At 64.9% G+C, this 23,308-nt stretch carries 21 protein-coding genes and 1 pseudogene; 19 read left to right on the forward strand and 3 right to left on the reverse strand.

The features are described 5' to 3' along the window. Positions 1-123: 123 nt before the first annotated feature. The 5 genes from M3O59_RS03305 (at position 124) to M3O59_RS03325 (ending at position 5,805) form a co-directional block, all read left to right on the forward strand. Positions 124-1,107, forward strand: coding sequence for a CsgG/HfaB family protein (locus M3O59_RS03305; RefSeq protein ID WP_116905052.1), 984 nt, complete (start codon positions 124-126; stop codon positions 1,105-1,107). A gap of 131 nt (positions 1,108-1,238) precedes the next feature. Beyond that, on the forward strand, positions 1,239-1,517 hold the full coding sequence (locus tag M3O59_RS03310; protein WP_064633008.1) for a YbeD family protein: 279 nt from the start codon (positions 1,239-1,241) through the stop codon (positions 1,515-1,517). Beyond that, entirely contained in the window at positions 1,505-2,203 is a 699-nt protein-coding gene (lipB, locus tag M3O59_RS03315) for a lipoyl(octanoyl) transferase LipB (protein ID WP_116905051.1), read from the forward strand. Before M3O59_RS03310 ends, lipB begins: the two co-directional genes overlap by 13 nt. 14 nt (positions 2,204-2,217) lie before the next feature. Beyond that, the gene (lipA, locus tag M3O59_RS03320) at positions 2,218-3,231 is read left to right on the forward strand and encodes a lipoyl synthase (RefSeq protein WP_116905050.1); all 1,014 of its coding nucleotides are present in this window, start codon (positions 2,218-2,220) and stop codon (positions 3,229-3,231) included. Positions 3,232-3,645: 414 nt separating this feature from the next. Then, entirely contained in the window at positions 3,646-5,805 is a 2,160-nt protein-coding gene (locus M3O59_RS03325; protein ID WP_181920453.1) for a carboxy terminal-processing peptidase, read from the forward strand. 171 nt (positions 5,806-5,976) lie between these two features. Here M3O59_RS03325 and M3O59_RS03330 read toward each other — a convergent pair whose 3' ends face one another. Beyond that, a complete protein-coding gene (locus M3O59_RS03330; RefSeq protein WP_116905048.1) occupies positions 5,977-6,843 on the reverse strand; it encodes an endonuclease/exonuclease/phosphatase family protein in 867 nt (288 codons plus the stop codon). Between the two features lie 162 nt (positions 6,844-7,005). Between M3O59_RS03330 and M3O59_RS03335 the strand changes: the two genes are divergently transcribed. The 7 genes and pseudogenes from M3O59_RS03335 (at position 7,006) to gnd (ending at position 13,993) form a co-directional block, all read left to right on the forward strand. Next, the gene (locus M3O59_RS03335; protein ID WP_116905047.1) at positions 7,006-8,061 is read left to right on the forward strand and encodes a bifunctional nicotinamide-nucleotide adenylyltransferase/Nudix hydroxylase; all 1,056 of its coding nucleotides are present in this window, start codon (positions 7,006-7,008) and stop codon (positions 8,059-8,061) included. 119 nt (positions 8,062-8,180) lie between these two features. Next, entirely contained in the window at positions 8,181-9,584 is a 1,404-nt protein-coding gene (locus M3O59_RS03340) for a nicotinate phosphoribosyltransferase (protein ID WP_116905046.1), read from the forward strand. 142 nt (positions 9,585-9,726) lie between these two features. Beyond that, a pseudogene (locus M3O59_RS03345) lies at positions 9,727-10,143 on the forward strand (DNA methyltransferase); the annotation flags it as partial. Between the two features lie 74 nt (positions 10,144-10,217). After that, a complete protein-coding gene (locus M3O59_RS03350) occupies positions 10,218-11,000 on the forward strand; it encodes a DUF2242 domain-containing protein (protein ID WP_181920446.1) in 783 nt (260 codons plus the stop codon). 125 nt (positions 11,001-11,125) lie between these two features. Then, positions 11,126-11,506 (forward strand): glycine zipper 2TM domain-containing protein, encoded by a 381-nt coding sequence (locus tag M3O59_RS03355; protein ID WP_064632991.1) that lies wholly within the window; start codon positions 11,126-11,128, stop codon positions 11,504-11,506. Positions 11,507-11,678: 172 nt separating this feature from the next. Continuing rightward, the gene (locus M3O59_RS03360) at positions 11,679-13,031 is read left to right on the forward strand and encodes a hypothetical protein (RefSeq protein WP_373419010.1); all 1,353 of its coding nucleotides are present in this window, start codon (positions 11,679-11,681) and stop codon (positions 13,029-13,031) included. 20 nt (positions 13,032-13,051) lie between these two features. Further along, on the forward strand, positions 13,052-13,993 hold the full coding sequence (gene gnd / locus M3O59_RS03365; RefSeq protein WP_116905043.1) for a phosphogluconate dehydrogenase (NAD(+)-dependent, decarboxylating): 942 nt from the start codon (positions 13,052-13,054) through the stop codon (positions 13,991-13,993). Positions 13,994-14,136: 143 nt separating this feature from the next. On the opposite strand, the gene M3O59_RS03370 is transcribed toward gnd, so the two are convergent. Then, entirely contained in the window at positions 14,137-15,195 is a 1,059-nt protein-coding gene (locus tag M3O59_RS03370; RefSeq protein ID WP_116905042.1) for an oxidoreductase, read from the reverse strand. Between the two features lie 150 nt (positions 15,196-15,345). On the opposite strand from M3O59_RS03370, the gene M3O59_RS03375 reads away from it, so the two are divergent. From M3O59_RS03375 to folK, 5 genes are all read left to right on the forward strand, one after another. Beyond that, positions 15,346-15,717 (forward strand): BON domain-containing protein, encoded by a 372-nt coding sequence (locus M3O59_RS03375; protein ID WP_064632982.1) that lies wholly within the window; start codon positions 15,346-15,348, stop codon positions 15,715-15,717. 526 nt (positions 15,718-16,243) lie between these two features. Next, positions 16,244-18,055 (forward strand): sensor histidine kinase, encoded by a 1,812-nt coding sequence (locus tag M3O59_RS03380; protein WP_116905041.1) that lies wholly within the window; start codon positions 16,244-16,246, stop codon positions 18,053-18,055. Next, positions 18,052-18,492, forward strand: a complete 441-nt coding sequence (locus tag M3O59_RS03385) for a response regulator (protein ID WP_055819566.1) — start codon at positions 18,052-18,054, stop codon at positions 18,490-18,492. The genes M3O59_RS03380 and M3O59_RS03385 overlap by 4 nt, the downstream gene beginning before the upstream one ends. 3 nt (positions 18,493-18,495) lie before the next feature. After that, complete coding sequence (locus M3O59_RS03390; RefSeq protein ID WP_116905040.1) at positions 18,496-19,998, forward strand: ATP-binding response regulator; 1,503 nt, start codon at positions 18,496-18,498, stop codon at positions 19,996-19,998. Between the two features lie 92 nt (positions 19,999-20,090). Continuing rightward, a complete protein-coding gene (gene folK, locus M3O59_RS03395; RefSeq protein ID WP_064632972.1) occupies positions 20,091-20,606 on the forward strand; it encodes a 2-amino-4-hydroxy-6-hydroxymethyldihydropteridine diphosphokinase in 516 nt (171 codons plus the stop codon). A gap of 161 nt (positions 20,607-20,767) precedes the next feature. Here the strand turns inward: folK and M3O59_RS03400 are convergent, their stop codons facing one another. Beyond that, positions 20,768-21,505 carry a pteridine reductase gene (locus M3O59_RS03400; protein ID WP_116905039.1) on the reverse strand — a complete coding sequence of 246 codons (738 nt, stop codon included), beginning with the start codon at positions 21,503-21,505 and terminating at the stop codon, positions 20,768-20,770. Between M3O59_RS03400 and M3O59_RS03405 the strand changes: the two genes are divergently transcribed. Both M3O59_RS03405 and M3O59_RS03410 read left to right on the forward strand, forming a co-directional pair. Then, the gene (locus M3O59_RS03405; protein WP_181920452.1) at positions 21,504-22,757 is read left to right on the forward strand and encodes a class I SAM-dependent methyltransferase; all 1,254 of its coding nucleotides are present in this window, start codon (positions 21,504-21,506) and stop codon (positions 22,755-22,757) included. The genes M3O59_RS03400 and M3O59_RS03405 overlap by 2 nt on opposite strands. After that, the gene (locus tag M3O59_RS03410; RefSeq protein ID WP_064632965.1) at positions 22,745-23,158 is read left to right on the forward strand and encodes a VanZ family protein; all 414 of its coding nucleotides are present in this window, start codon (positions 22,745-22,747) and stop codon (positions 23,156-23,158) included. The genes M3O59_RS03405 and M3O59_RS03410 overlap by 13 nt, the downstream gene beginning before the upstream one ends. The last annotated feature ends 150 nt before the right edge of the window (positions 23,159-23,308 follow it).

Genomic DNA, 23,308 nt, shown 5'->3' on the forward strand with positions numbered 1-23,308 from the left:
GCGCGGATAGCATATGATCCGCCCCATGGGGAACTAGCCCCAAGGAACGGCGGCCTTTGCAGGCCAATTCATTACCAACGGATCGCGTCTGCCAACGGCAGCGCAGGTGTTTAGGGGAATAATATGAGCAAGACCATTTCTGTGAGCGCAGTGCTGTTGTCCAGCGTGCTGGGGATTGCATTGGCCAGCGTCAGCGCGCCGGCGTCGGCCGGGTTCAAGGATGCTTTCAAAGGTTCCGCGCAGGACCAGCGCAAAACGGGCGTCGCGCAAATCCCGACGTGCGCCAAGCCGCTGGGTAGCCTGTCGGTCATCGAGCCGGAAGACGCCGTCAACTGGTGGTCGGGTCAGCAGCTGCCGGCGCCCTCCAAGTTGATCAAGGTGTTCGTCAACAAGTCACGCTGCTTCACCCTGGTGGACCGTGGCGCCGGCATGGCGGCATCGCAGCGCGAGCGCGATATGGCGGCCAACGGCGATCTGCGTGCGCGCTCCAATGTGGGCAAGGGCCAGATCCGCGCGGCCGACTATGTGATGACGCCAGACCTCATTTCGCAGAACAGCAATGCGGGCGGTAGCGCGATTGCCGGCATGCTGGGCGGCCTGGTCGGCGGCAATGCGGGCAACTTGGTGGGTGGCCTGAATCTCAACAAGAAGACCGCTGACGTAGTCCTGACCATCACCGATGTGCGCTCGTCCGAGCAGGTCGCCATGGCCGAAGGCAACGCCAAGAAGACCGACCTGGGCTGGGGTGCGCGTGGCAACCTGTTCACTGGCGGCGATTTCGGCGCGGCCGGTGCCGGCGGTTATGCCAACACCGAGATTGGCCAGGTGATCACGCTGGCCTATTTGCAGGCGTATACCGATGTCGTCACTCAGTTGGGCGGGCTCTCCGGCAACGCGGCGGCCTCCAATACGCAGCAGGCGGTCACGGTCACGCGTGCAGGGCGTCTGCTGGGTAATGCCAAGGGCACCGGCGCGGCAGTGCGTACGCTGGAGCCGGGCATGATGCTGTACCCGACCGGCACCAAGGAAGGCGTCATGTGGGAAGTCGAAGACGAGATGGGCAACCGTGGCTGGGTGTCGTCGGCCATGCTGGAATTGTCCAAGTAAGCCGTTGCCGAGATCTGTGCCAGGCGTGATCGCACTGGCGTGACGCAGCGGGGCCCACGCATGTGGCCCCGCTGTCCCATCCCGCGCAATGCGGACTTGGGTTTGCCCTCCACCGGCCCGATAATGGGGCGATGGACATCAGCACCGACAACCCCGATCACGGCTTTCAGTTTCCCGGCACCTTCGAGCTTAGCGCCATGGGCACGGCCGAACGCGGGCTGGAAACCGAACTTCCGCGTCTGCTTGCCGCCACTGGCGTGGAGCTGCTGCAGGAAGCCGTTAGCTGGAAGCATTCTTCCAGCGGCAAATATGTCTCGGTCAAGATCGGCTTTCGCGCCGAGAGCCGGGAGCAGTTCGACGCTGCGCATCAGGCGCTGCGCGACCATCCGGAAGTGAAGTGGACGCTGTAGCAGCCGAGCCGGTGAGCACATCGCAGCTTGGCTTGCCGGCGCACGTGCGCGATCTCGGCCGGCAGGACTACAGCCCGGTGTGGCGCGCAATGCAGCGTTTCACCGATGCGCGCGATGAGCACACCGCAGACGAAGTCTGGGTGGTCGAGCATGCCCCGGTGTTTACGCTCGGCCAGGCAGGCAAACCCGAGCACGTGCTGGCGCCGGGCGAGATTCCGGTGCTGCAGGTCGATCGCGGCGGTCAGGTGACCTACCACGGCCCAGGCCAGCTGGTGATCTACCCGCTGCTGGATCTGCGTCGGCTCAAGATCGGTGTGCGCGACTACGTGTGCAAGATCGAGCAGGCGCTGATCGATACCCTGGACGAATGGAATATCGTGGCCGAGCGCCGCGATGGTGCGCCCGGCGTGTATGTGGGCGATGCCAAGATCGCCGCGCTGGGCATCCGGGTGCGGCGCGGCTGCACCTTCCACGGGCTCTCGTTCAATGTGGCGATGGATCTGGAGCCGTTCCACCGTATCAACCCGTGCGGCTACCAGGGCCTGCAGGTGACCTCGGTGCTAGACTTGGGCGGCCCCTCCGGGATGGACGCCGTCAAGGCGGTGCTGCTCGAACAGCTGGCGCGCCAGTTTGGTCTCGTATTGCAGCCTGTTTCCGCGTTGCCCGACCTTTCGCTTCCGGCCTGAGCGCCCGTACCGACATGACCCAACCTATCGCCCGTTCCATCCCCTTGCAGGTCGTCTCCGGCGACACCGCCGCGCCTGCGCCGCTGCAGACCGGCGTCAAGCAGATCGGTGGCGACAAGATCAATCGCTCGCCGGTGCAGTTCGTCGATGCGCCGGTGCTGCGCAAACCGTCGTGGATCCGGGTGCGGATTCCCTCCGGCAACGCGGTGCAGAACCTCAAGGCCAAGCTGCGCGAAAACCGCCTGGTCACGGTGTGCGAAGAGGCCAGCTGCCCGAATATCCACGAGTGCTTCAGCCACGGCACCGCGACCTTCATGATTCTGGGCGAGGTGTGCACGCGGCGCTGTTCGTTCTGCGATGTGGCGCACGGCCGGCCCAAGCCGCCGGATGCCAGCGAGCCGGCCAGCCTGGCCAACACGGTGGCCGACATGGGCCTGAAATACGTGGTGGTGACCAGCGTGGATCGCGACGATCTGCGCGACGGTGGTGCACAGCATTTCGTCGACTGCATCTCGGCGATCCGGGTCAGTTCGCCCAAGACCCGCATCGAGATTCTTACCCCGGATTTCCGCGGCAAGGGCCGCATGGACCGCGCGCTGGAAATTCTGGCGCTGAGCCCGCCGGACGTGTTCAACCACAACATCGAAACCGTGCCGGACCTGTATCCGAACGTGCGCCCCGGTGCCGACTACCAGTGGTCGCTGACCCTACTGCAGCGCTTCAAGGCGCAGCACCCGTCGATCGCCACCAAGTCCGGCATCATGCTGGGCCTGGGCGAGACGATGGAGCAGGTGCAGGCCACCTTGTGCGACCTGCGTGCGCACGATGTGGACATGATCACCATCGGCCAATACCTGCAGCCGACCCCGCACCATCATCCGGTCATGCGCTACTGGACGCCGGAGGAATACAAGGCGCTGGAGGAGTACGGCAACGCGCTGGGCTTCAGCCATGTCGCCTCCGGGCCGATGGTGCGCTCGTCGTATCACGCCGATCGTCAGGCGGCCGGCGCTGGCGTCGCTGCCTGAGTGATCGGTTGGCGGTCGGATGGCCGCCACGGTGCGTTCGTGAGTGGCGGTTGGTTCGATTCCCGCTCGCCGGTTGCTTGGAGCGCCGGAGCAGCCGTTTGCGTGTGTCGTCAGTAGCTAATTCGTCGACCACGGATGACGCTGCGTCCGCCATTCCAGATCTGTTCCAAGTCGAACAATCCAGTCGGCCCCGTGCATTGCGCGGGGCCGCGTCGTCTCTGGCCCATCAGGCGCCAGGTGGCAGGGTGCGGTCTCGTTCACAATCCGATACAGGCCCGGCGCTAGGCTGATTCGGCCAGCGGATGACAACGCCAGCAACTTTCGGCACTGTCATGCTGTCTGATCCGTTCACCGCTTTCCTTTCATCGGCCCTGTGCCGAGAGCCATTCGATGACCTACAACGTTTCTGCGTCCATGAAGGCCGGCCTGCTGGCGCTGGTGTTGACCACTCCGATGGCATTGCTGGCGCGCGCCGATACCGCGTTGCCTGCCGCTGCCACGCCCGACCAGGCGACGGCCACCAAGCTGGTCTACGGCCTGCTGTCCGATAGCCGCTACGCCTACCGTCCGCGCACGCTGGACGAGGCGATGTCCAAGGACGTGTTCAAGCGCTATCTGGAAACGCTGGATGGCGGCAAACAGTTCTTCACCCAGGCCGACATCGACGGCTTTGCGCCACTGCAGGCCGGCGTGAGCGATGCACTGCGCGGCGGCAATCTGGAGCCGGCGTTCCAGGTGTTTTCGGTCTACAAGAAGCGTGTCGACCAGCGCGTCAAATACGCACGCGACCTGCTCAAGCAGGACTTCGATTTCAGCGGCAGCGACAAGTTCGAGTACGACCGCAAGGACGTGCCGTGGGCGGCAGACGACAAGCAGTTGGATGTGTTGTGGCGCCAGTCGGTGATGAACGACTGGCTGCGCCTGCAACTGGCTGGCAAGAAGCCCGAAGACATCCGCAAGACGCTGGACAAGCGGTACGTGGCACTGGCCGATTCGGTCAAGCAGCTCAAGGGCGAGGACGTGTTCCAGTTCTTCGTCAATGCCTATACCAACGCCGTCGACCCGCATACCGATTACTTCACTCCGCGCACTGCCGAGACGTTCAACCAGCAGATGTCGCTGTCGCTGGAAGGCATCGGCGCGCAGTTGCAGAAGCAGGACGACATGGTGGTGATCCGCGAGGTGATCCCGGGCGGTCCGGCAGCGGTGGATGGCACGCTCAAGCCGGGTGACCGCATCGTCGGCGTAGGCCAGGCCAAGAACGGCGCGATTGAAGATGTGATCGGCTGGCGCATCGACGATGTGGTGGCAAAGATCCGCGGCAGCAAGGACACCCAGGTGCGCCTGGAGTACATCCCGGCCGAATCGGGCATCGATGGCAAGCACCGCACGGTGACGCTGACCCGGCAAAAGGTGCGTCTGGCCGAACAGGCTGCCAAGGGCGAGACCATCACCCTGCCTGCCAAGGGCAGCGAGCCGGAACGTCGCATCGGCATCATCAAGCTGCCGGGCTTCTACCAGGATTTCGAAGGCCGTCGTCGCAACGCGACCGATTACGCCTCCGCGACCCGCGACGTTGCCAAGCTGCTGGCCGGCTTCAAGACCGACAAGGTCGACGGCGTGGTGCTGGACCTGCGCAACAACGGTGGTGGTTCGCTGGATGAGGCGATCGAACTCACCGGGCTGTTCATCGAGCAGGGGCCGGTGGTGCAGGTGCGCGAATCCGGCGGCCGTGTCACCGTCAATGGCGACAGCAATCCCAAGGTGGCGTGGGACGGTCCACTGGGCGTGTTGATCAACCGCGGTTCGGCGTCGGCATCGGAGATCTTTGCCGGTGCGATCCAGGACTACGGTCGCGGCCTGGTGATCGGTGAAACCAGCTTCGGCAAGGGCACCGTGCAGAACATCGTCGACCTGGACCGCTGGCCGGCCGCAGAAGGTCAGCGCTATGGGCAGGTCAAGCTGACGATCGCGCAGTTCTTCCGTGTCAGCGGCTCCAGTACCCAGCACAAGGGCGTGGTGCCGGATATTGCATTCCCGGCCAGCGTGGATGCCACCGAATTCGGCGAGAGCACTTACGACAATGCGCTGCCGTGGACACGTATTGCCGCCGCGCCGCACACCCAATACGGCAACTTCGCGCCGTTGCTACCCAAGTTGCAGGCGCTGCACACCGCACGCATTGCTACCGACAAGGAATTCCAGTGGTGGGAAGAAGACGTCAAGCAGTTCCGCGATGAAAAGGCCAAGAAGTACATCTCGCTGAACGAAGCCGAGCGCGTTGCCGAGCGCCAGAAGCAGGACCAGCAGCGCAAGGACCGCCAGCAGGTGCGCAAGCAACTCGGTCTGCCGCTGGATCCGCTTGCCGAAGACAGCGATGACGGCCTGACCGGTAACGAGCGCGATATCGTCAAGGACACCGCCCGCGAAAAAGCCGCGGAAAAGCGTCCGGATCCGTTGCTGCATGAATCGGCGGCGATCCTGGCCGACGCACTGGGCCTGCTGGCGCAGGACCAGCCGCTGTCGGCGCAAGTGTTGCCGCAGTCGACCGCGCCGGGGCGTTGGGCGGATTGATCGCATCGGGATGTTCGTCCTGTAGAAAAGCCACCGCATGCGGTGGCTTTTTCTTTTGGTACTCCCCAGAGCGGATGACCTGCGGCTTGGCTGCAGGGTCCTGGCCTTCCCGCCATCACAATCGCACGCAGGGGCGCTGCTTCAGACAGGCAGAACAAAGCCGTAGCGATGTCAGTGCGGCCAGGAAAACTCGGCCAGCACCGGATAATGATCGGAAGGAAGCACGCTGCCCGGGCGCATCTCCAGCGTGGTGAAGCGCGTAGGCATCAGGCCACGGAACAGGATCCAGTCGATGCGTCGGGTTGGCTGCGTGGTGAAATCCTGGAAGGTTTTTTCCGGGCCCTGCGGCTTTGTGACATGCGTGCGCGCATCGTCGAGCACGGCGGTCAATGTGCGATAGGTGCCCTGGTCGGGATCGCTGTTGAAGTCGCCAGTCAGTACCACCGGAACATCGGCAGGAAGCGTTGCGATGCGTGACAGGATCAGGCGTGCGCCCTGTTCGCGTGCGGCTTCGTCTTGATCGCGATGCGGCAAGTGGGTGTTCAACAGGTAAAAGCGGCGCTTGTCGCTGCGGCGTTCGAACAAGGCCCAGGTGACCATGCGCGGCAGGTCGGTGTTCCAGCTGCTGCTGCCCGGCACCTGTGGCGTTTCCGATAGCCAGAAGTCGCCCGATTCCACCACCGACAACGTGCGGCTGTCGTAGAACACGCCCACGTGTTCGCCGTTGCCGTCGGCGTCGCGGCCTTTGCCGAACCAACGGTAATCAGGCAGCTGTGCAGCCAGATACTGCGCCTGTTCCTGCACCAACTCCTGCGTTCCGAACACGTCCGGGTGTGCGTGTTCGATCGATGCCACCATCGCCGTGCGGCGCACGCTCCAGCGCTTGTCGCCGTCGGTGTCCACCGGCACGCGCACATTGAACGACATCACCCGCAAGGGCGCAGGCGCGGGTGCAGCCCATGCAGGCAGGGCGATGCACAGCAGCGCGAGTGCCGCGAGCAAGGAACGTGACACAGCGCGAAAGGACAGGCGTGGCATGCAGGCGGATTCCTCAGGGACCAGTCGACGAGTCTAATTGGACTGCATGACCGAAATGTCATTGCGACATGGCGCCGGCTTGACGTTATCGCGCATCGGCGTAGCGTTTGCACCAAGCCAGCGGATAGACCGCTGGCTGCTAGCCAACCGTGAGGGATTCTCATGGCAACACCGTACGACTATCTCGTGTTTATCGGGCGTTTCGAGCCCTTTCATAACGGCCACGCCGCCGTCGCCCGCCACGCGCTGGGCAAGGCGAAAAAGCTCATCGTGCTGATCGGCTCGGCCGACACGCCCCGCACCATTCGTAATCCTTGGACGGTGGCCGAACGCGCGGTGATGATCGAGTCTGCGTTGCCGGACGAAACCGCGCGGCTGCTCGTGCGGCCGCTGCGCGACCACCTCTACAATGAAAGCCTGTGGATCGCCGAGGTGCAGCGCCAGGTTGCCGAAGCGGTGCACGCCGATGGCGGCACGCTGGATGCGAATATTGGCTTGATCGGCATGGACAAGGATGCCAGCAGCGACTACCTGCGTGAGTTTCCGCAGTGGCCGCTGGAAGATGTGCAACACACGGCCACGCTGTCTGCCACCGAGTTGCGCCGTTATCTGTTCGAGGCCGGCGATATCGGGTTCCATGGCGGGCTGTTGATGTTGCGCGGCAATGTGCCGGCGCCGGTGTACGACATGCTGGAAGCGTTCCGGCGCAATTCGCCGAGCTATGCGCAGCTGGTGGCCGAATACCGTTTCATCGAGCAGTACCGCGCCGCGTGGAAAGACGCGCCGTATCGGCCCACCTTCGTCACTACCGATGCGGTGGTGGTGCATTCGGGCCATGTGTTGCTGGTGCGGCGTCGTGCCGAGCCGGGCAAGGGCTTGTGGGCGCTGCCGGGCGGTTTTGTCGGCCAGGAGGAAGGCCTGCTGGATTGCTGCCTGCGCGAGCTGCGCGAGGAAACCCGCCTCAAGCTGCCGCTGCCGGTGCTGAAGGGCTCGTTGCGTGGCAAACAGGTCTTCGATCACCCCGAGCGCAGCCAGCGCGGGCGCACCATTACCCATGCGTTTCATTTCGAGTTCCCTGCCGGCGCATTGCCTGCGGTGCGCGGTGGCGACGATGCCGATAAAGCGCGCTGGATTCCGATCGCCGAAGTGATGGCGATGGGCCCGCGGCTGTACGAAGACCATCTGCATATTCTTGAATTTTTCCTGGGCCGCGGCTGAGAGTGCACCGGCTGAGTGCTGCCGTGATGCAATAGGCAGCTCGCGCGGCAACCGCTTGAACCGTGACCTCCCGCCGGCGGACAGACCGCTGGTTCATTCGACGCGAAGGCGCTTCCGTCATGCATTACCTCGATAACCTGCTGCTCGATACCGATAGCTATAAGGCCAGCCACTGGCTGCAATATCCGCCCGGCACCGATGCCTCGTTTTTCTACGTCGAATCGCGCGGTGGCGTGTACGAGCAGACCGTGTTCTTCGGCCTGCAATCGATCCTGAAAGAAGCGATCAGCCGGCCGGTGACGCACGCCGACATCGACGATGCGAAGGCGCTGCTGGCCGCGCACGGCGAGCCGTTCAACGAAGCCGGCTGGCGCGATATCGTCGACCGGCTGGGCGGGCAGTTGCCGATTCGCATCCGCGCGGTGCCCGAAGGTGCGGTGGTTCCCACCCACAACGTGCTGATGACGATCGAGTCCACCGACGCCAAGGCGTTCTGGGTGCCGTCGTATCTGGAAACCTTGTTGCTGCGCGTGTGGTACCCGGTGACGGTGGCCACGGTGAGCTGGCAGGTGAAGCAGATCGTGCGCGACTATCTGGAGCGCACCAGCGACGATCCGGCAGGGCAGCTGCCATTCAAGCTGCACGACTTTGGCGCGCGTGGGGTGTCCAGCCTGGGCTCGGCTGCCTTGGGCGGTGCCGCGCATCTGGTGAATTTTCTTGGCACCGACACCTTGTCGGCCTTGCTGCTGGCCCGCGCGCATTACCACACGCCGGTGGCCGGGTATTCGATCCCCGCTGCCGAGCACAGCACCATCACCAGCTGGGGCCGCGAGCGCGAAGTGGATGCGTATCGCAACATGCTGACGCAGTTCGCGCGCCCGGGATCGATCGTGGCGGTGGTGTCGGACAGCTACGACATCTACCGCGCCATTGCCGAGCATTGGGGCACCACCTTGCGCGAAGAAGTGATCGCCTCCGGTGCAACGGTGGTGATCCGTCCGGACTCCGGCGATCCGGTGGATGTGGTCGAACAATGCCTTGTGCTGCTGGACGAGGCGTTCGGCCATCAGGTCAACGGCAAGGGGTACAAGGTGCTCAATCATGTGCGGGTGATCCAGGGCGACGGCATCAACCCCACCTCGTTGCGCGCGATTCTGGAACGCATCACCGCTGCCGGCTATGCCGCCGACAATGTGGCCTTCGGCATGGGCGGTGCGTTGCTGCAGAAGGTGGACCGCGACACGCAGAAGTTTGCGTTGAAGTGCTCGGCGGTGCGTGTGGACGGGCAGTGGATCGATGTCTACAAGGACCCGATCACCGACCAGGGCAAGCAGAGCAAGCGTGGCCGGCTCACCCTGCTGCGTGACCGCAACGATGGCAGTTATCGCAGCGCCTTGCTCGATGAGGTGGGCATGCATGCCGACAGCGAAGATGCGCTGGTGACGGTGTGGGAAAACGGCGTGTCGCAACAGGAGTGGACGTTGGAACAGGTGCGCGCGCGTGCCGACGCCGCGCGACGCTGACACGCGGCGCGCAGGGCTCACCATGCACACATCCATCGACGACATCGCGTTGTTGCCTGTTTCACCGCTGTTGGCGCGTCTGCGCGCCGCAGCGCCCAGCCTGCAGCGGCGCGTGCCGCTGCAGGACGAGGCCGGTCGCTGGCATGCCTTACGCATCGGCGACCGCAGCCACGAATACGTGCTGATCTTCCAGCAGTGCCGTGCCCAGCTGGATCTGCAGCAGGCCGCGCAGTTGCTGCAGGCGGTCCACGCGCAGGGCTTGCCGGTGATGGTGCATGGCAGCTACGCGCGCTGACTGGCGTCGCCGACGTTGGTGCCCCTGGGCCCGGCCGATCTGGACCTGATGCTGCGCGCCGAACAACCGCGATGGGACCGCCTCACCCACTGGCTGCAGCAGCAGGGCTTCGCATTGAGCCTGTGGGGCGAGCCATGCCGTGCCCCGGTGGCGCTGGCGGCGGTGCGTGTGCACCACTACCTGCGCGCCGGGTGCATCGGCGCCGATGGCGGCCGCCTGCAGGTGGACCTGCAACTGCCAGCGGATGAACCGCCGTTGCCCTGATCCGGTAACGCGACGCCGCGAGCACATGGGTTGCCGCTATGCTCTGTGCCGGTTTTGGATGCCGGAATTTCCCTATGTCTTGTTCTTCCCTGATTGCGCGCGGCGCATTGCTTGGCGCGCTGGCAACCCTGGCTGGCTGTGGCGGCAGCAAGGGCGACACCATGCTGATGCGCGAGTCGTTCAACTCCGATGACACCTATTCGCGCAGTGTGGCCGCCAGTTCGCCGCAAGCCTGCGAAGCGGCGCGGCGCGTGCTGTTGAGCCAGGGCTACGCCGTGACGCGTGCGGATGCCGCCGCGGTGGAAGGCAGCAAGAACTTCCAGCTCAAGGAAGCCGACAAGAGCGAACAGCTCAACCTGCGCATTTCCTGCGCCACCCAGGATGGCGGCAAGGCGCAGGTGTTCGTCAGTGCGCTGCAGGACCGCTACGCGCTGAAGAAGAGCTCGACCTCTGCCAGTGTGGGCGTTGGCGTGCTGGGCTCGTTGTCGTTGCCGGTCGGCAGCAGCGGCGATTCGCTGGTGCGCGTGTCCAGCACCACGGTGCAGGATGCGGCCTTCTACAAGCGCTTCTTCGAACGCCTGAACTCGTATCTGCCCAATGTGACCGAAGCAGTGCCTGCTGCCGCGGGTGCAGCGCCGGCGCCAGCACCGGCACACGCAGCGGCACCCGTGCCGGCTGCTGTTGCCCCGGCCACCCCTGCAGCGAGTCCCCCGACCTCGGCAGTGCCTGCACCCGCTGCAACGACGGCGCCTGCACCCGATGCACAGCCGCCGGTGGCCCCATTGCCGGTCGAAGCGCAGGATCCGCCGCCAGCGCCGGCCAAGCTGCCGCAAAGCGAGCCCGCCACGCAGCCGTGACGGCGCGGTTCACACTCCGCCCCGAAACCTGAATAGCCGGTTGCGCGCTTCACGTTGTGTTCTCGACCCGGTGGCCAGAGTGCGCCCATGGCTCGCCGAGCGGGCGAGAAACGTGGAGAGCAACGATGAAAATGCGCACATCCCTGCTGGGTATGTCCCTGATCGGCTTGATGGCGACGAGCACCTTCGCCCAGGCCCAAAACTATTCGCACCAGCAGCGCTATTCGGAAGCAGACGAAGGGCGCAGGTTCAACGATGGCACCCGCGTCCGCTGCCGTAATGTCGAAGTGCAGAAGAATTCGACCGACCCGAACCGCATCGGCGGCACCCTGGCGGGTGCTGCGATCGGTGGCCTGCTGGGAAACCAGGTCGGCGGCGGCAACGGCAAGAAGCTGGCGACCGTGGCCGGTGCAGTGGCTGGCGGTGCAGCTGGCCGTACCATCCAGGGCAATCGTCAGCAGGCCAACGGCAATCGGCAGGTCGAGCGCGTCTGCGAGCGTCGCTGAGTCTGGCGAGTGCTTTGTTCGAATTGATTCCAGCGAGCCCCGGTCATGCCGGGGCTTTCTACGTCTGAGGATGCGGCGTTGTGCTAACCGTTCGTTGCGCATGTCACCGATGAGTTCTGTCCACGCGCACGACCGTTCGTCGTCACCGCGATCGACCTTTACGTTGATGCCGATGCTGCGCCACGCGGGGCGGTGCCGATTGAGCGCGCTGGTATGTGCCAGCGCACTGCTTGCCGCGCAGCTACTGCAGGTGGCGGTTGCTGCGCCGAGCGAAACGACCAAGGCCGCCAGCGCAGACTGCGTGGAAGCGCTGCTGCGACGGCTGGGCTGGACCATCCATCGCGCTGCGGTGGACGCACCGATAAATGCGCCGGTGATCCGGCGCGGTGCGCCATGCACGCGCGGTACGCTCGCGCAGGCGCAGGCCGCCGGGGATCTGCAGCTGACGCTTCCGGCGCAGTGGACGACGCAACAGCGTGGCGCAGCGCTGGCCGCCTTGCTGGACGATGCGGCCACGCAATGCGCGTATGCCTTCGAAGTCGGCGCAGCCACACGCCGTGCGGTGACGCAGTTGCAGAACAACCCGCGCTACCGGTTTTCCGCGCTGCAGCTGGGGTGGATCGGGTTTGGCTGGCGTGGTGCAGCGGCGCAGGGCTGGAGCGGTTTTCGCAGTTTCGGGCGCGGCTACCAGCCGCGCGGCAGCAATGCGCAGGCACTGGATGCGTTCTATCGCGGCCAGGTGCGTTCGGAGTGCGGGGTGGGCCGACAGGTGGCCCAGCTCGCCACCCAGCGCGAATTGTTCGGCGATGCCGGCTTCGACCAGGCGTTTACGCCGGGCGAAATGTCGATTGGCACGTTTCTGACCTTGCACGACACCGACAGCATTCTGCTCGGTGCGCATGCCGGCGAATTTTTCGCCGATGGTAAGGCGGTGAAGACCTCGCAGCTTGGGCGGCAGGCGTTTGTGGGCGCACCGGGTTTCATTGCGCACGTGTTCGACAAGGCCTATCTGGATGACATCCATAACCAGGCCGAAAATTTCGTGGTGGTGGACGTCAGCGACGCAGCTGCGCGGGCGCTGGCCCGGCACGGTGGGTTTGCGTATTACGACGCGCGCAACCGGCAGATCTGGGAGCTGGCCAAACAACTAAGAGGGCCCGGCAAGCGCCGCTTCGAGCGCCTGCTCTACCAAGGCGATGCGATGCTACGCGCCACGCTCGACCCGCAGCAGCAGACCCAGCTGCAGCAATTGCAGACGTTGCTGGACGACCCGTTCTATCGCGGGTTTCTGGTCTATGTGCATCCCAAGGGCACCAAGCCGATCGGCTATCACGTGGCGCGCCTGCTCGACCGTAACCCGCGCACGCCGTATGCCATCGACCTGACCTTGCACAATCTGCGCACCACCTTGTACTGGCGGTGGATCGATTGGCAGCTGCAGCAGTGCAGCGCCGGCACCGCCGCGGAACGATCCATTGAGAATTCCGCCACGCCAGCGTACGTCGAGCGTGGCACCCTGCACTGATCAGATCATGAGGAGCGATTATGGAACTGGGTATGGTGGGACTGGGCCGCATGGGCGCCAACATGGCCGAGCGCCTGGTCAACGGCGGGCATCGTGTGCATGGCTACGATCCGGGCGCGAGCGCGCGCAGCAGCGCGCAGGCCAAGGGCGTTGTCACCGCCGATGCGCTGGCGGCACTGGTATCGGCGCTGCCGAGCCCGCGCGTGCTGTGGTTGATGGTGCCGGCGGGCAAGATCGTCGATGACACCCTGGCGCAGCTGCTGCCGTTGCTGCAGGCCGGCGACATCGTCATCGATGGCGGCAATTCGTATTACAAGGATTCGCAGCGTCGCGCAGCGCTGCTGCAGGCCAGCGGCATTGCGTTTGTCGATTGCGGCACCAGCGGCGGCATCTGGGGTCTGCAGGAAGGCTATAGCTTGATGGTGGGTGGCGACGAAGCGGCGGTGACCGCGTTGCATCCGGTGCTGGCAACGCTCGCACCGGCGCCGGACAAAGGCTGGGGACGGGTGGGCTCGAGCGGTGCCGGGCACTTCACCAAAATGGTCCACAACGGCATCGAATACGGAATGATGCAGGCCTATGCCGAAGGCTTCGCGCTGATGCAGCACAAGACCGATTTTGCGCTGGACCTGCACCAGGTTGCCGAAATCTGGCGCGATGGCAGCGTGGTGCGTTCGTGGTTGCTGGATCTGACTGCCGATGCATTGACGCACAACCCGACCATGGCCGGCATTGCGCCGTTCGTGGCCGATTCGGGCGAAGGCCGCTGGACGGTGGCCGAAGCGATCGACCTGGAAGTTTCGGCGCCGGTCATCACCTTGTCGCTGATGGAGCGGTTGCGCTCGCGCGACAAGGATTCGTTCACCGACAAATTGCTGGCGGCGATGCGCAACCAGTTCGGTGGCCACGCAGTGATGGCCACGACCTCGGTAGCGCCGACGATCGGCAGCAAGGACGCATAAGCGCGTCGATGCGCTAGTAATCCAATGCGCGTCTTTGTTGCGGCGCGCATTGGTGTTTTCTTTCGATATACAGCAGACGCGCAACACCGATCATGTGTATCCAGACGCGTGCGTGTATCCAGGCACGTGCCTGCACAGAGGTGCTATCGCCTGTGTGCAGCGTCCAGCCACAGCACCTGGCCGTCCGCAGCGCTGCGTTGCGCAAGGTCCAGCAGCTGCATCAGCTGCACCGCGTCGCTGCCACCGACCGGCGCCGGGCCGGTGCCGGCCAGCGCGTCGCGGAAGGCGGCATAACACTGCCGATAGTCGCCCGGCAGATTGTCGGGTTGATGGGTGTGGACACGGCCTTCGTCATCCACGCGGGTGAGCGTGCCCGGTAATGGATCGACGCCCCAGCCGACCGTGCCGGGGCGACGGCCGGCGCGCAGCTGGTCTTCCTGCGTATCCAGGCCGTGCTTGAGGTAACTGCCACGCGTGCCGTGCACGACGAAGCGCAGGCTGCTGTCGGCCACCAGCGACCCCGCATGCAGAATCACGCGCAGGCGCGGGTACTGCAGGGTGACGTGGAAATAATCGACGCTGCGTGCCTGCTCGCGCTGACGTTGCAGATCCGCGCCGATTGCCTGAGGCAGACCGAACAGCTGCACCGCCTGATCGAGCAGATGCGGGCCCAGGTCGTACCAGAGCCCGGCGCCGGGAACATCGCTCTCGCGCCAACGGTCACGCACCTGCGGGCGATAACGATCGAAGTGCGAGTGGAACTCCACCACATCGCCCAACTGGCCTTCTTCGATCAGCCGGCGCACGGTGAGAAAGTCCGCATCCCAACGGCGGTTCTGGAACACGCTGATGATGCGTCCGGCCGCGTTGGCGGCATCCACCATCTGCTGGGCCTGCGTCGCATCCAGCGCAAACGGCTTGTCCACCAGCACATGCTTGCCGGCAGCCAGCGCCCGCAGCGCAAACGGCGCATGGGTCTGGTTCGGCGTGGCGAGCACCACTGCATCCAGTGCCGGGTCTGCCAGCGCGCTGTCGAGGTCGGCAACCACGTTCGCACCGGGGACGTCGGCATGCGGCTGCTGCGGCTTGGACGACACCACGCTGTGCAAGTGCAGGCCGGGGGTGCTTGCGATCAGCGGTGCATGGAAGGTGCGGCCGACATAGCCGTAGCCGACGACAGCCAGATTGAACGGTTTAGGCATTGAAAACGGTTCATCGCAACGACGAAGGGAGCCCGCATGGTATTGCACATACCCGTGTGTGCAGGGTTCACAACCCCTGCATGCGGCGGTCACGCCTGCTCTACGAGCGCCACTGCAAGCTGCGCCCACATTCAACAGGAGGTGCTTGGTATGAACACCATGACGCATGCACGTAAGTTGCTGGCTCTGTCGCTGTCGCTCGGTCTGACCCTTGGCGCGTCGCAGGCATTTGCGGCACCGCAGGAACATGCCGATCACAAGGACCACGCTGCCGGCATGAACGAGTCCAAGAAGCCGGTCACCGACACCTGGATCACCACCAAGGTCAAAGCCGACCTGCTGGCCACCGACAATGTCTCCGGTACCGACGTGAAGGTCGAGACCAAGAACGGCATCGTGACGCTGACCGGCGCCGTCGCCACCCAGGCCGAACACGACAAGGCTGTGGCAGTTGCCAAGGGCATCGAAGGCGTCAAGAGCGTCAAGTCGACCGGCCTGAAGGTCACCGCTGCGAAGAAGTAAGCGCAGCCGCGGTAAATGCCGGGGCCGCCGAGGCGAGGCGGGGGACCCGGGCACCAGGCGCACTCCACGGAGTGCGCCTTTTTTATGGCTGCCTTTCCTGCGCAACGAGGCAGGTGGCTCAGGCAAGAAGACGCGCGCGACAGCCGAGCCGTGTTTAGCCGCGTCGCATCGCGATGTGGCATGGCCAGCGCTGTTCTCGCCGAAATTCCTAGGGCGATTTCGATAGCGATAAAAAAGAGGCAGTCTTGGCCAGAAAGGATGGCTGTCGCGACAAGCCTTCGGGCCTGTTTGGCTGCGTCCGTTGAGGCGGCCAGCGTCTCGACGCAAACACGGATAGCAGGCGATCTGGCCGATGAACGGGCTTTCTTCTCGCGCGGATTTCACGTTTACTGCACGTATGCTATGCCCATTCAGCTATGTCACGACTCGACGTGATTTGTCTGAATCATTAATCTGGTACGGGGCATGATCGGAGACAATGCCGATCTGTCCTTGGCCCTTGCCGCGAGCGGAAACCGATCTAGCAATGCAAACAACGGTCCAAGCAGACAAGTGGGATCGCTGGCGCCTGCCTCTGTTGGCGGTTGCCGTGTTCCTGATTGTGGTGGTGCCGGCGTTGCTGCTGCAGCAGATGGCGCGCAACGCCAACCAGGCTGCAGTGTGGGTGTCGCATAGCCAGGAAGTGCAGGAAACCGCGCAGCGGCTGGAAGCGGCGATGCGCGACACCGAATCGGCGGCGCTGATGCGCTCGCACGGTGTGGAACGCGAGGCGCTGCATGAGCGCATGCGCCGCGGGCGGCGCGAGGCGCTGGCGGCGGTGCAGCGGTTGATCGAACTGACCAAGGACAACCCCGCGCAACTGGTGCGCATCGGGCGGATCCAGAGCACCATCGAGCGCCGGCTGCTGCTGGCCGAGCGCATCGCGGTGACCACTGCGCCGGAACAGATCCGTGCGTTGATCAACGACATGACCTTGAACAACCCGATCCGCGTGTTGATCGACGACCTGCAGGGCGCCGAAGGCCGCCTGCTGGCGCTGCGCAATGCGCGCGCCGAGACCGAGCGCATGCATTACGCGGTGCTGAGCTGGGCGGCGCTGGCGGTGCAGCTGTTGCTGCTGGGCACGGTGATCTGGCTGCTGCAGCGGCAGATCCGGCGCAGGCTGGCGGCCGAGCAGGAATACCTGCGTGCCAATGGCCGTGCCAGCTCGGTGCTGCAGACCGTGCGCGAGCCGATCGTGCTGCTGGATGCCAGCCAGCGCATCATGTTGCATAACCCCGCCTTCGCCGAGCTGTATGGCCTGGACGAGCGCGGCAACGAAGTGATGGCGCTGGAGGATGTGGGCGAGGGCGTCTGGCGCGATACGCAGATCCATCAGCGGCTGGCCGATGTGTTGTTGCGTGGCCGCGAGCTGTGGGATTACGAACACGAGCAGCGCGCTGCCGATGGCGTGCTGCGCACCATGTTGATCAACGCACGCCGCATGCCGCTGCCCGACACCACCGACGAAGACGTGGTGCTGATGACGGTCAGCGACATCAGCCTGCAGAAGGCCGCGCAGCTGCGCATCCAGGAGCTCAACCGGCAGATGGAAGGCAAGGTGGAGCAGGTGTCGGAGGTCAACCGCGAACTGGAAGCCTTCAGTTATTCGGTCTCGCACGATCTGCGCGCGCCGTTGCGGCACGTGGCCGGATTCTCCGACAAGCTGGCCCGCCATCTGGGCGATGCGGCCGACGAGAAATCGCGCCATTACATGGAAGTGATCAGCAGCTCGGCGCGGCGCATGGCCTCGCTGATCGACGACCTGCTGGTGTATTCGCGCCTGGGCCGCAGTGCGCTGCGCCTGCAGGCGGTGGACATGCAATCGCTGGTGGCCGAAACGCGCGCGATTCTGGATTCCAACGTGCAGAGCGAGAACACCGGCCACCGTGTGGACTGGCATATCGCGCCGCTGCCGGTGCTGGTGGCCGACGAAAACATGATGCGCCAGCTGTGGATGAACCTGCTCGGCAATGCGGTCAAGTACAGCGCCAAGCGCGAGGTGGCCAGAGTGGAGGTCACTTACACGCCGATGGCCGACGGCGGCCATCAGTTCAGCGTGCGCGACAACGGAGCCGGTTTCGACATGGAATACAGCGCCAAATTGTTCGGTGTGTTCCAACGTTTGCACAAGGCCAGCGAATACGCTGGTACCGGCATCGGGCTGGCCAGCGTGCGGCGCGTGTTGACGCGTCACGGTGGCCGGGTCTGGGCCGAAGGCGTCGTCGACGAAGGCGCCACGTTTTATTTCGTGTTACCTCCTGCGCTTGAAGCGCCCAATCAAGAGTTCAGCGTATGACCGCCATCCGTACCATTCTTCTGGCAGAAGACAGCCCGGCCGATGCGGAGATGGCGGTCGACGCCTTGCGCGAAGCCCGTCTGGCCAATCCCATCGTGCACGTCGAGGACGGCGTGGAAACCATGGATTACCTGCTGCGTCGCGGCGCGTTCGCCGACCGCGAGGAGGGCTTGCCGGCAGTGTTGCTGCTGGACATCAAGATGCCGCGCCTGGACGGGCTGGAAGTGCTCAAGCAGGTGCGCAGCGACGAGACGCTCAAGCGCCTGCCGGTGGTGATCCTGTCGTCCTCGCGCGAAGAGAGCGACCTGGCCCGCAGCTGGGACCTGGGCGTGAACGCCTATGTGGTCAAGCCGGTGGATGTCGATCAGTTCTTCAACGCAGTCAAGACGCTCGGCACCTTCTGGGCGGTCATCAATCAGGCACCGGAGCTGGACTGAATCATGCCGCATGAGGGGGGCAAACTGGAGCAGCTGAAGATCCTTCTGGTGGAAGATTCGCCAGAAGACGCCGAGCTGTTGTCCGATCAGTTGCTGGATGCCGGCATCGATGCGGCGTTCGAGCGCGTGGACAGCGCGCCCTCGCTGCGCGGCGCACTGGAGACGTTCCAGCCGGACATCGTGTTGTCGGATCTGAGCATGCCCGGGTTTTCCGGCCATCAGGCGCTGCGCCTGGTGCGCCAGAGTGGCGCCACGCCCTTCATTTTCGTCTCCGGCACCATGGGCGAGGAGACCGCAGTCAAGGCACTGCAGGACGGCGCCAACGACTACATCATCAAACACAACCCCAAGCGCTTGCCGAGTGCTGTGATTCGCGCGGTGCGCGAGGCGCGTGCGGACCTGGAACGGCAGCGCGTGGAAAACGAGCTGATGCGGGCGCAGCGCCTGGAAAGCCTGGCGATGCTGGCTGCCGGCCTGAGCCACGACCTGCGCAACATCCTGCAGCCGTTGCTGATCGTGCCCGACCTGCTGGCCGGGCGCAGCGACGACCCGCAGCTGCGCCAGCTGGCCAACTTGGTGGCCGAGTGCGGCCGGCGCGGGCATGAAATGGCCGAGTCGATGCTTTCGTTCGTGCGCGGGTCCAACAAGCCACGCGAGCAGGTGTCCATCGCCAATCTGTTCCAGGCGGTGCAGATGCTGCTCAGAAGCAGCCTTCCCGATGGCGTGCGCCTGCAGGTGGACACGATCGCGTTGGACCTGGTCATCGAGGCCAACTACACCGAGTTGCAACAGTGCCTGCTCAATCTGGGCTTGAACGCGATCCAGGCGATGCCTGCGGGCGGCACCCTGATCCTGTCGGCCGACCGTCACGACGGCACACGCGTGCGCATGAGCGTGGCCGACACCGGCGTGGGCATGAGCGAGGACACCCGCGCACGCTTGTTCAGCCCGTTCTTTACCACCAAGGTCGATGGCACCGGGCTGGGGCTGATCTCGTGCAAGCGCATCGTGGAAAGCTACGGCGGCAGCATCGTGGTCGACAGCCGCCTGGGCGAAGGCACGCGCTTCGACATGATCGTGCCGATGCGCGCGGCGTCGGTGGCAGTGACCGAAACCGAACTGCCGCTCGCGCTTGGCCATGGGCAACGCATTCTGCTGGTGGATGGCGAGGCCACGCGCCTGTCGCTGCTGGGCAATGCGCTCTCCAGCCAGGGCTACCAGCCGCAGTTGGCCAGCGATGGTGCCGCGGCGCTGCAGCTGGTGCAGCAGCACGCGATGCCGGACCTGGTGATCATCGACAGCGACATCATCCTGCTCTCGGCGGTCAGCGTGCTGCTGAGCATGCAGGAGCTGGGATATCAGGGCCCGGCGATCGTGCTGGAAGACGTCGGCGCGCCGCTGCAACGTGCGCACTTTCCGCCGGATCTGCCGGTGCATGTGCTGCGCAAACCGCTGGAAATGCGCCGGGTGTTCCGCGCTGTGGCGCACGCGCTGGAAGTGGCCTGACCCCAGGTTTTAGCGCGCGCCGCACAGGCATCTGCAGGTGCGGCGCGATGGCAACAGTTGACGCCCACGCCGGCCGCATGCGCGAATAACGCATGACCACCGTGCTTCTCAGCCTCGGCAGCAATGTCCAGCCGACCCATTACCTGCGCTTGGCCGTTGACGCCTTGCGTGCGCGCTTTGGCCAGCTTGCCGTCTCCCCTGCGTATCGCACGCCGGCGGTGGGCTTCGATGGGCCGGACTTCGTCAACAACGCGGTGGTGCTGCAGACCGATCTGGACCTGGATGCGCTGGATCACTGGCTGCATGCGCTGGAAGATGCGCATGGGCGTGACCGCAGCGGCCCGCGTTTCAGCGACCGCACCCTGGATGTGGATGTGGTGTTCTTCGGCGATTGCATCATCGAAGGTCCCGGGCATCTGCGCATTCCGCGGCCCGAGCTCAAGCACGCATTCGTGCTCAAGCCGCTGGCCGATATCGCGCCGGACTTCATCGACCCGCTGAGCGGGCAGACACTGGCCGCGCTGTGGCAGGCGCATCCGCAGTACGGCAGCGCGTTTACGGCAGTGGAGCTGGATGCCATTGTGGCGGAGTTGAGCGCCACGCAGTAGCGCGGTGTGGCTGTGCGGTAGAGCGGGGCTGCGCGCAACTACGCTAGATGCGCAGGCACTGCCTGGCAGCGACGCGCTGGGCCACGGTGGCGAACAAGCCAACGCGCGTTGCCCAGAGCTCCACGCTTCGCAGCGGAGTGCGCGTGGCCGACACGCGCCGCTCAACTGAGCTGGCGGCCACCGTCCACATGCAGGGTGTGGCCGGTGACGAAACTGGCGTCGTCCAGCAGCCATCGCACTGCTTCGGCAATTTCTTCCGGCATGCCGATGCGCGCCAGCGGCGTGCGTGCGAGCAGCGCCTGCTTGGCCTCGGAGGGCTTGCCTTGTTCCGGCCACAGGATGGCGCCAGGCGCGACCGCGTTGACGCGCACGTGCGGCGCCAGTTCCAGTGCGAGCGAGCGCGTGAGCATTTCCAGGGCGCTCTTGGAGGCACCGTACAGCGGGTGGTTGCGCATCGGTTGCTGCGCGTGCAGGTCGGTGAGATTGACGATGGCGCCGCGACGCTGGCGCAACTGTGCGGCCGCTGCCTGAGCGATGAAGAACGGTGCGCGCGCGTTGACCGCAAACAATTCGTCCCATTGCCCAGGCGTGGCCTCGCCCACGGCGGTGGGATAGAACGCCGAGGCGTTGTTGACCACGCCGTCCAGGCGGCCGAAGCCGGCAATGCAGTCGGCCACCAATTGCGCAGGCGCGTCCGGCAGCCGCAGATCGGCGTGCAGGGCCTGCGCGCTGCCGGCACGCTGTGCGCACAGCTCGGCCACGCGCGCGTCCAATGCCTCGCCGGAGCGATGTGCGTGCAAGGCAACGCGGTAGCCGGCGGCGTGCAGCGTGGTGGCGATCTGCGCGCCGATGCGGCGGGCTGCACCGGTGATCAATACCACCTTGGAACTGTCTGTCATGGCGTACTCGCTCGGCGTTGCAGGGGGCTCGGCTATCCTGTGCATTGTCCCCGCAACCGGTGCCCGCATGCACGCCGACCTTCCCACACCCGATCCGGACGCGCTGGCGCACAGCAACCGGCTGGTTGCGCATCTGCGCGCCGAAATCCAGGCCGCCGGCGGTGCGATTCCATTTTCGCGCTTCATGGAGCTGGCGCTGTATGCGCCAGGTCTGGGGTATTACAGCGCCGGTGCGAGCAAGTTCGGCGAAGCCGGCGATTTCGTCACCTCGCCGGAACTTGGGCCACTGTTCGCAGCGACCGTCTCCGGTGCACTGGCACCGGTGCTGCAGCAACTCGGCCCGCAGGCGCGGGTGCTGGAAGTGGGCGGCGGCAGCGGCGCGTTTGCCGAAGTCACGCTCAAGCGCCTGCTGGAGCTGGATGCGCTGCCCGAGCGTTACGCGATTCTGGAGCCCAGCGCGGACCTGCGCGAGCGCCAGCGCGAGCGGCTGGGGCGCAGTCTGATCCCGCCGGTGTTCGATCTGGTGGAATGGCTGGATGCGCCGTTCCCGGACGATTGGGATGGCGTGGTGTTCGCCAACGAAGTCATCGACGCCTTGCCCACGCCGCGCTTCGCAGTGCGCGATGGGCAGGTGTATGAAGAAACCGTGGTGCTGGATGCGCAGCAGCAGTTCGCACGCGGCGAGCAGCCGGCCGATGCGTTGCTCAGTGCAGCGGTGCGGCATCTGGAGCGCTACCTGGAGCAGCCGTTCGCCGATGGTTATCGCTCCGAGTTGTTGCCGCAGCTGCCGTACTGGATCCAGGCGGTCGCCGGCGGTCTGAAGCGCGGTGCGATGCTGTTCGTCGATTACGGTTACCCGCGTGGCGAGTTCTATCGTGCGCAGCGCGAAGACGGCACCTTGCGGGCGTTCTATCGGCATCGCATGCATGAAGATCTGTATCGCTGGCCGGGCCTGCAGGATCTGACCGCATCGGTGGACTTCACTGCATTGGCCGAGGCCGGCACCGGCGCGGGCTTCGAGCTGGCCGGTTATTGCACACAGGCGAGCTTTCTACTCGGTAACGGGATGGACGCATTGTTGGCGCAGGCCGACACGCGCACCGATGAAGTCGGGCGCATGCGCTTGCGCGAGCAGATCAAGCGACTGACCTTGCCCAGCGAGATGGGCGAGCGCTTCCAGGTGATGGGTTTCTCGCGCGATGTGGATTTTGCACCAGCGTTCCTGGCTGGCGATCTCACGTGGCGGCTGTGACTTCGGCGTTACGGCCGTTTCGGCGGCCGCGGTTGTGGGTCGGCTTGTGGATCGCGGCAATCGTTGTAGTCATTGCCGTGTGCATGGGGCCACCGCCGGAGTTCCCGGAGTTGCCGTCCAACAGCGACAAGGCCGAGCATTTCCTGACGTTCGCGTTGTTGTGCTGGGGAGCGGTGCAGTTGTTCGCCACGCGCCGCGCGCTGGTGTTCGCTGCACTCGGGTTGGTGCTGCTGGGGATCGGGATCGAGATCGCACAAGGTGCGTTGACTACCAATCGCAGCGCAGATCCCTACGATGCGTTGGCCGACACCTTGGGTATTCTTGCCGGGCTGTGCCTGGCGTGGACGCCGTTGCGTTTTGTGATGCTGCGGATCGACCAGCGCTTGTTTGGGCCGCGTTGATTGTTTCGACACGGTGATCTCCCGAGAACACTGCAACTTGGTTGCAGGGCCCTTGCCCGCCCACCATCGCGGGACACGCTGCAAGTACGTCCCTGTAGGCTCTGGCGCGGTATCCATGCCGCTCAAGGTCCCGCGACGGTGAGCGGGCAA

Origin of the sequence: Xanthomonas nasturtii (genome assembly GCF_023337365.3) — a bacterium.
GTDB classification, from domain to species: Bacteria; Pseudomonadota; Gammaproteobacteria; order Xanthomonadales; family Xanthomonadaceae; genus Xanthomonas; species Xanthomonas nasturtii.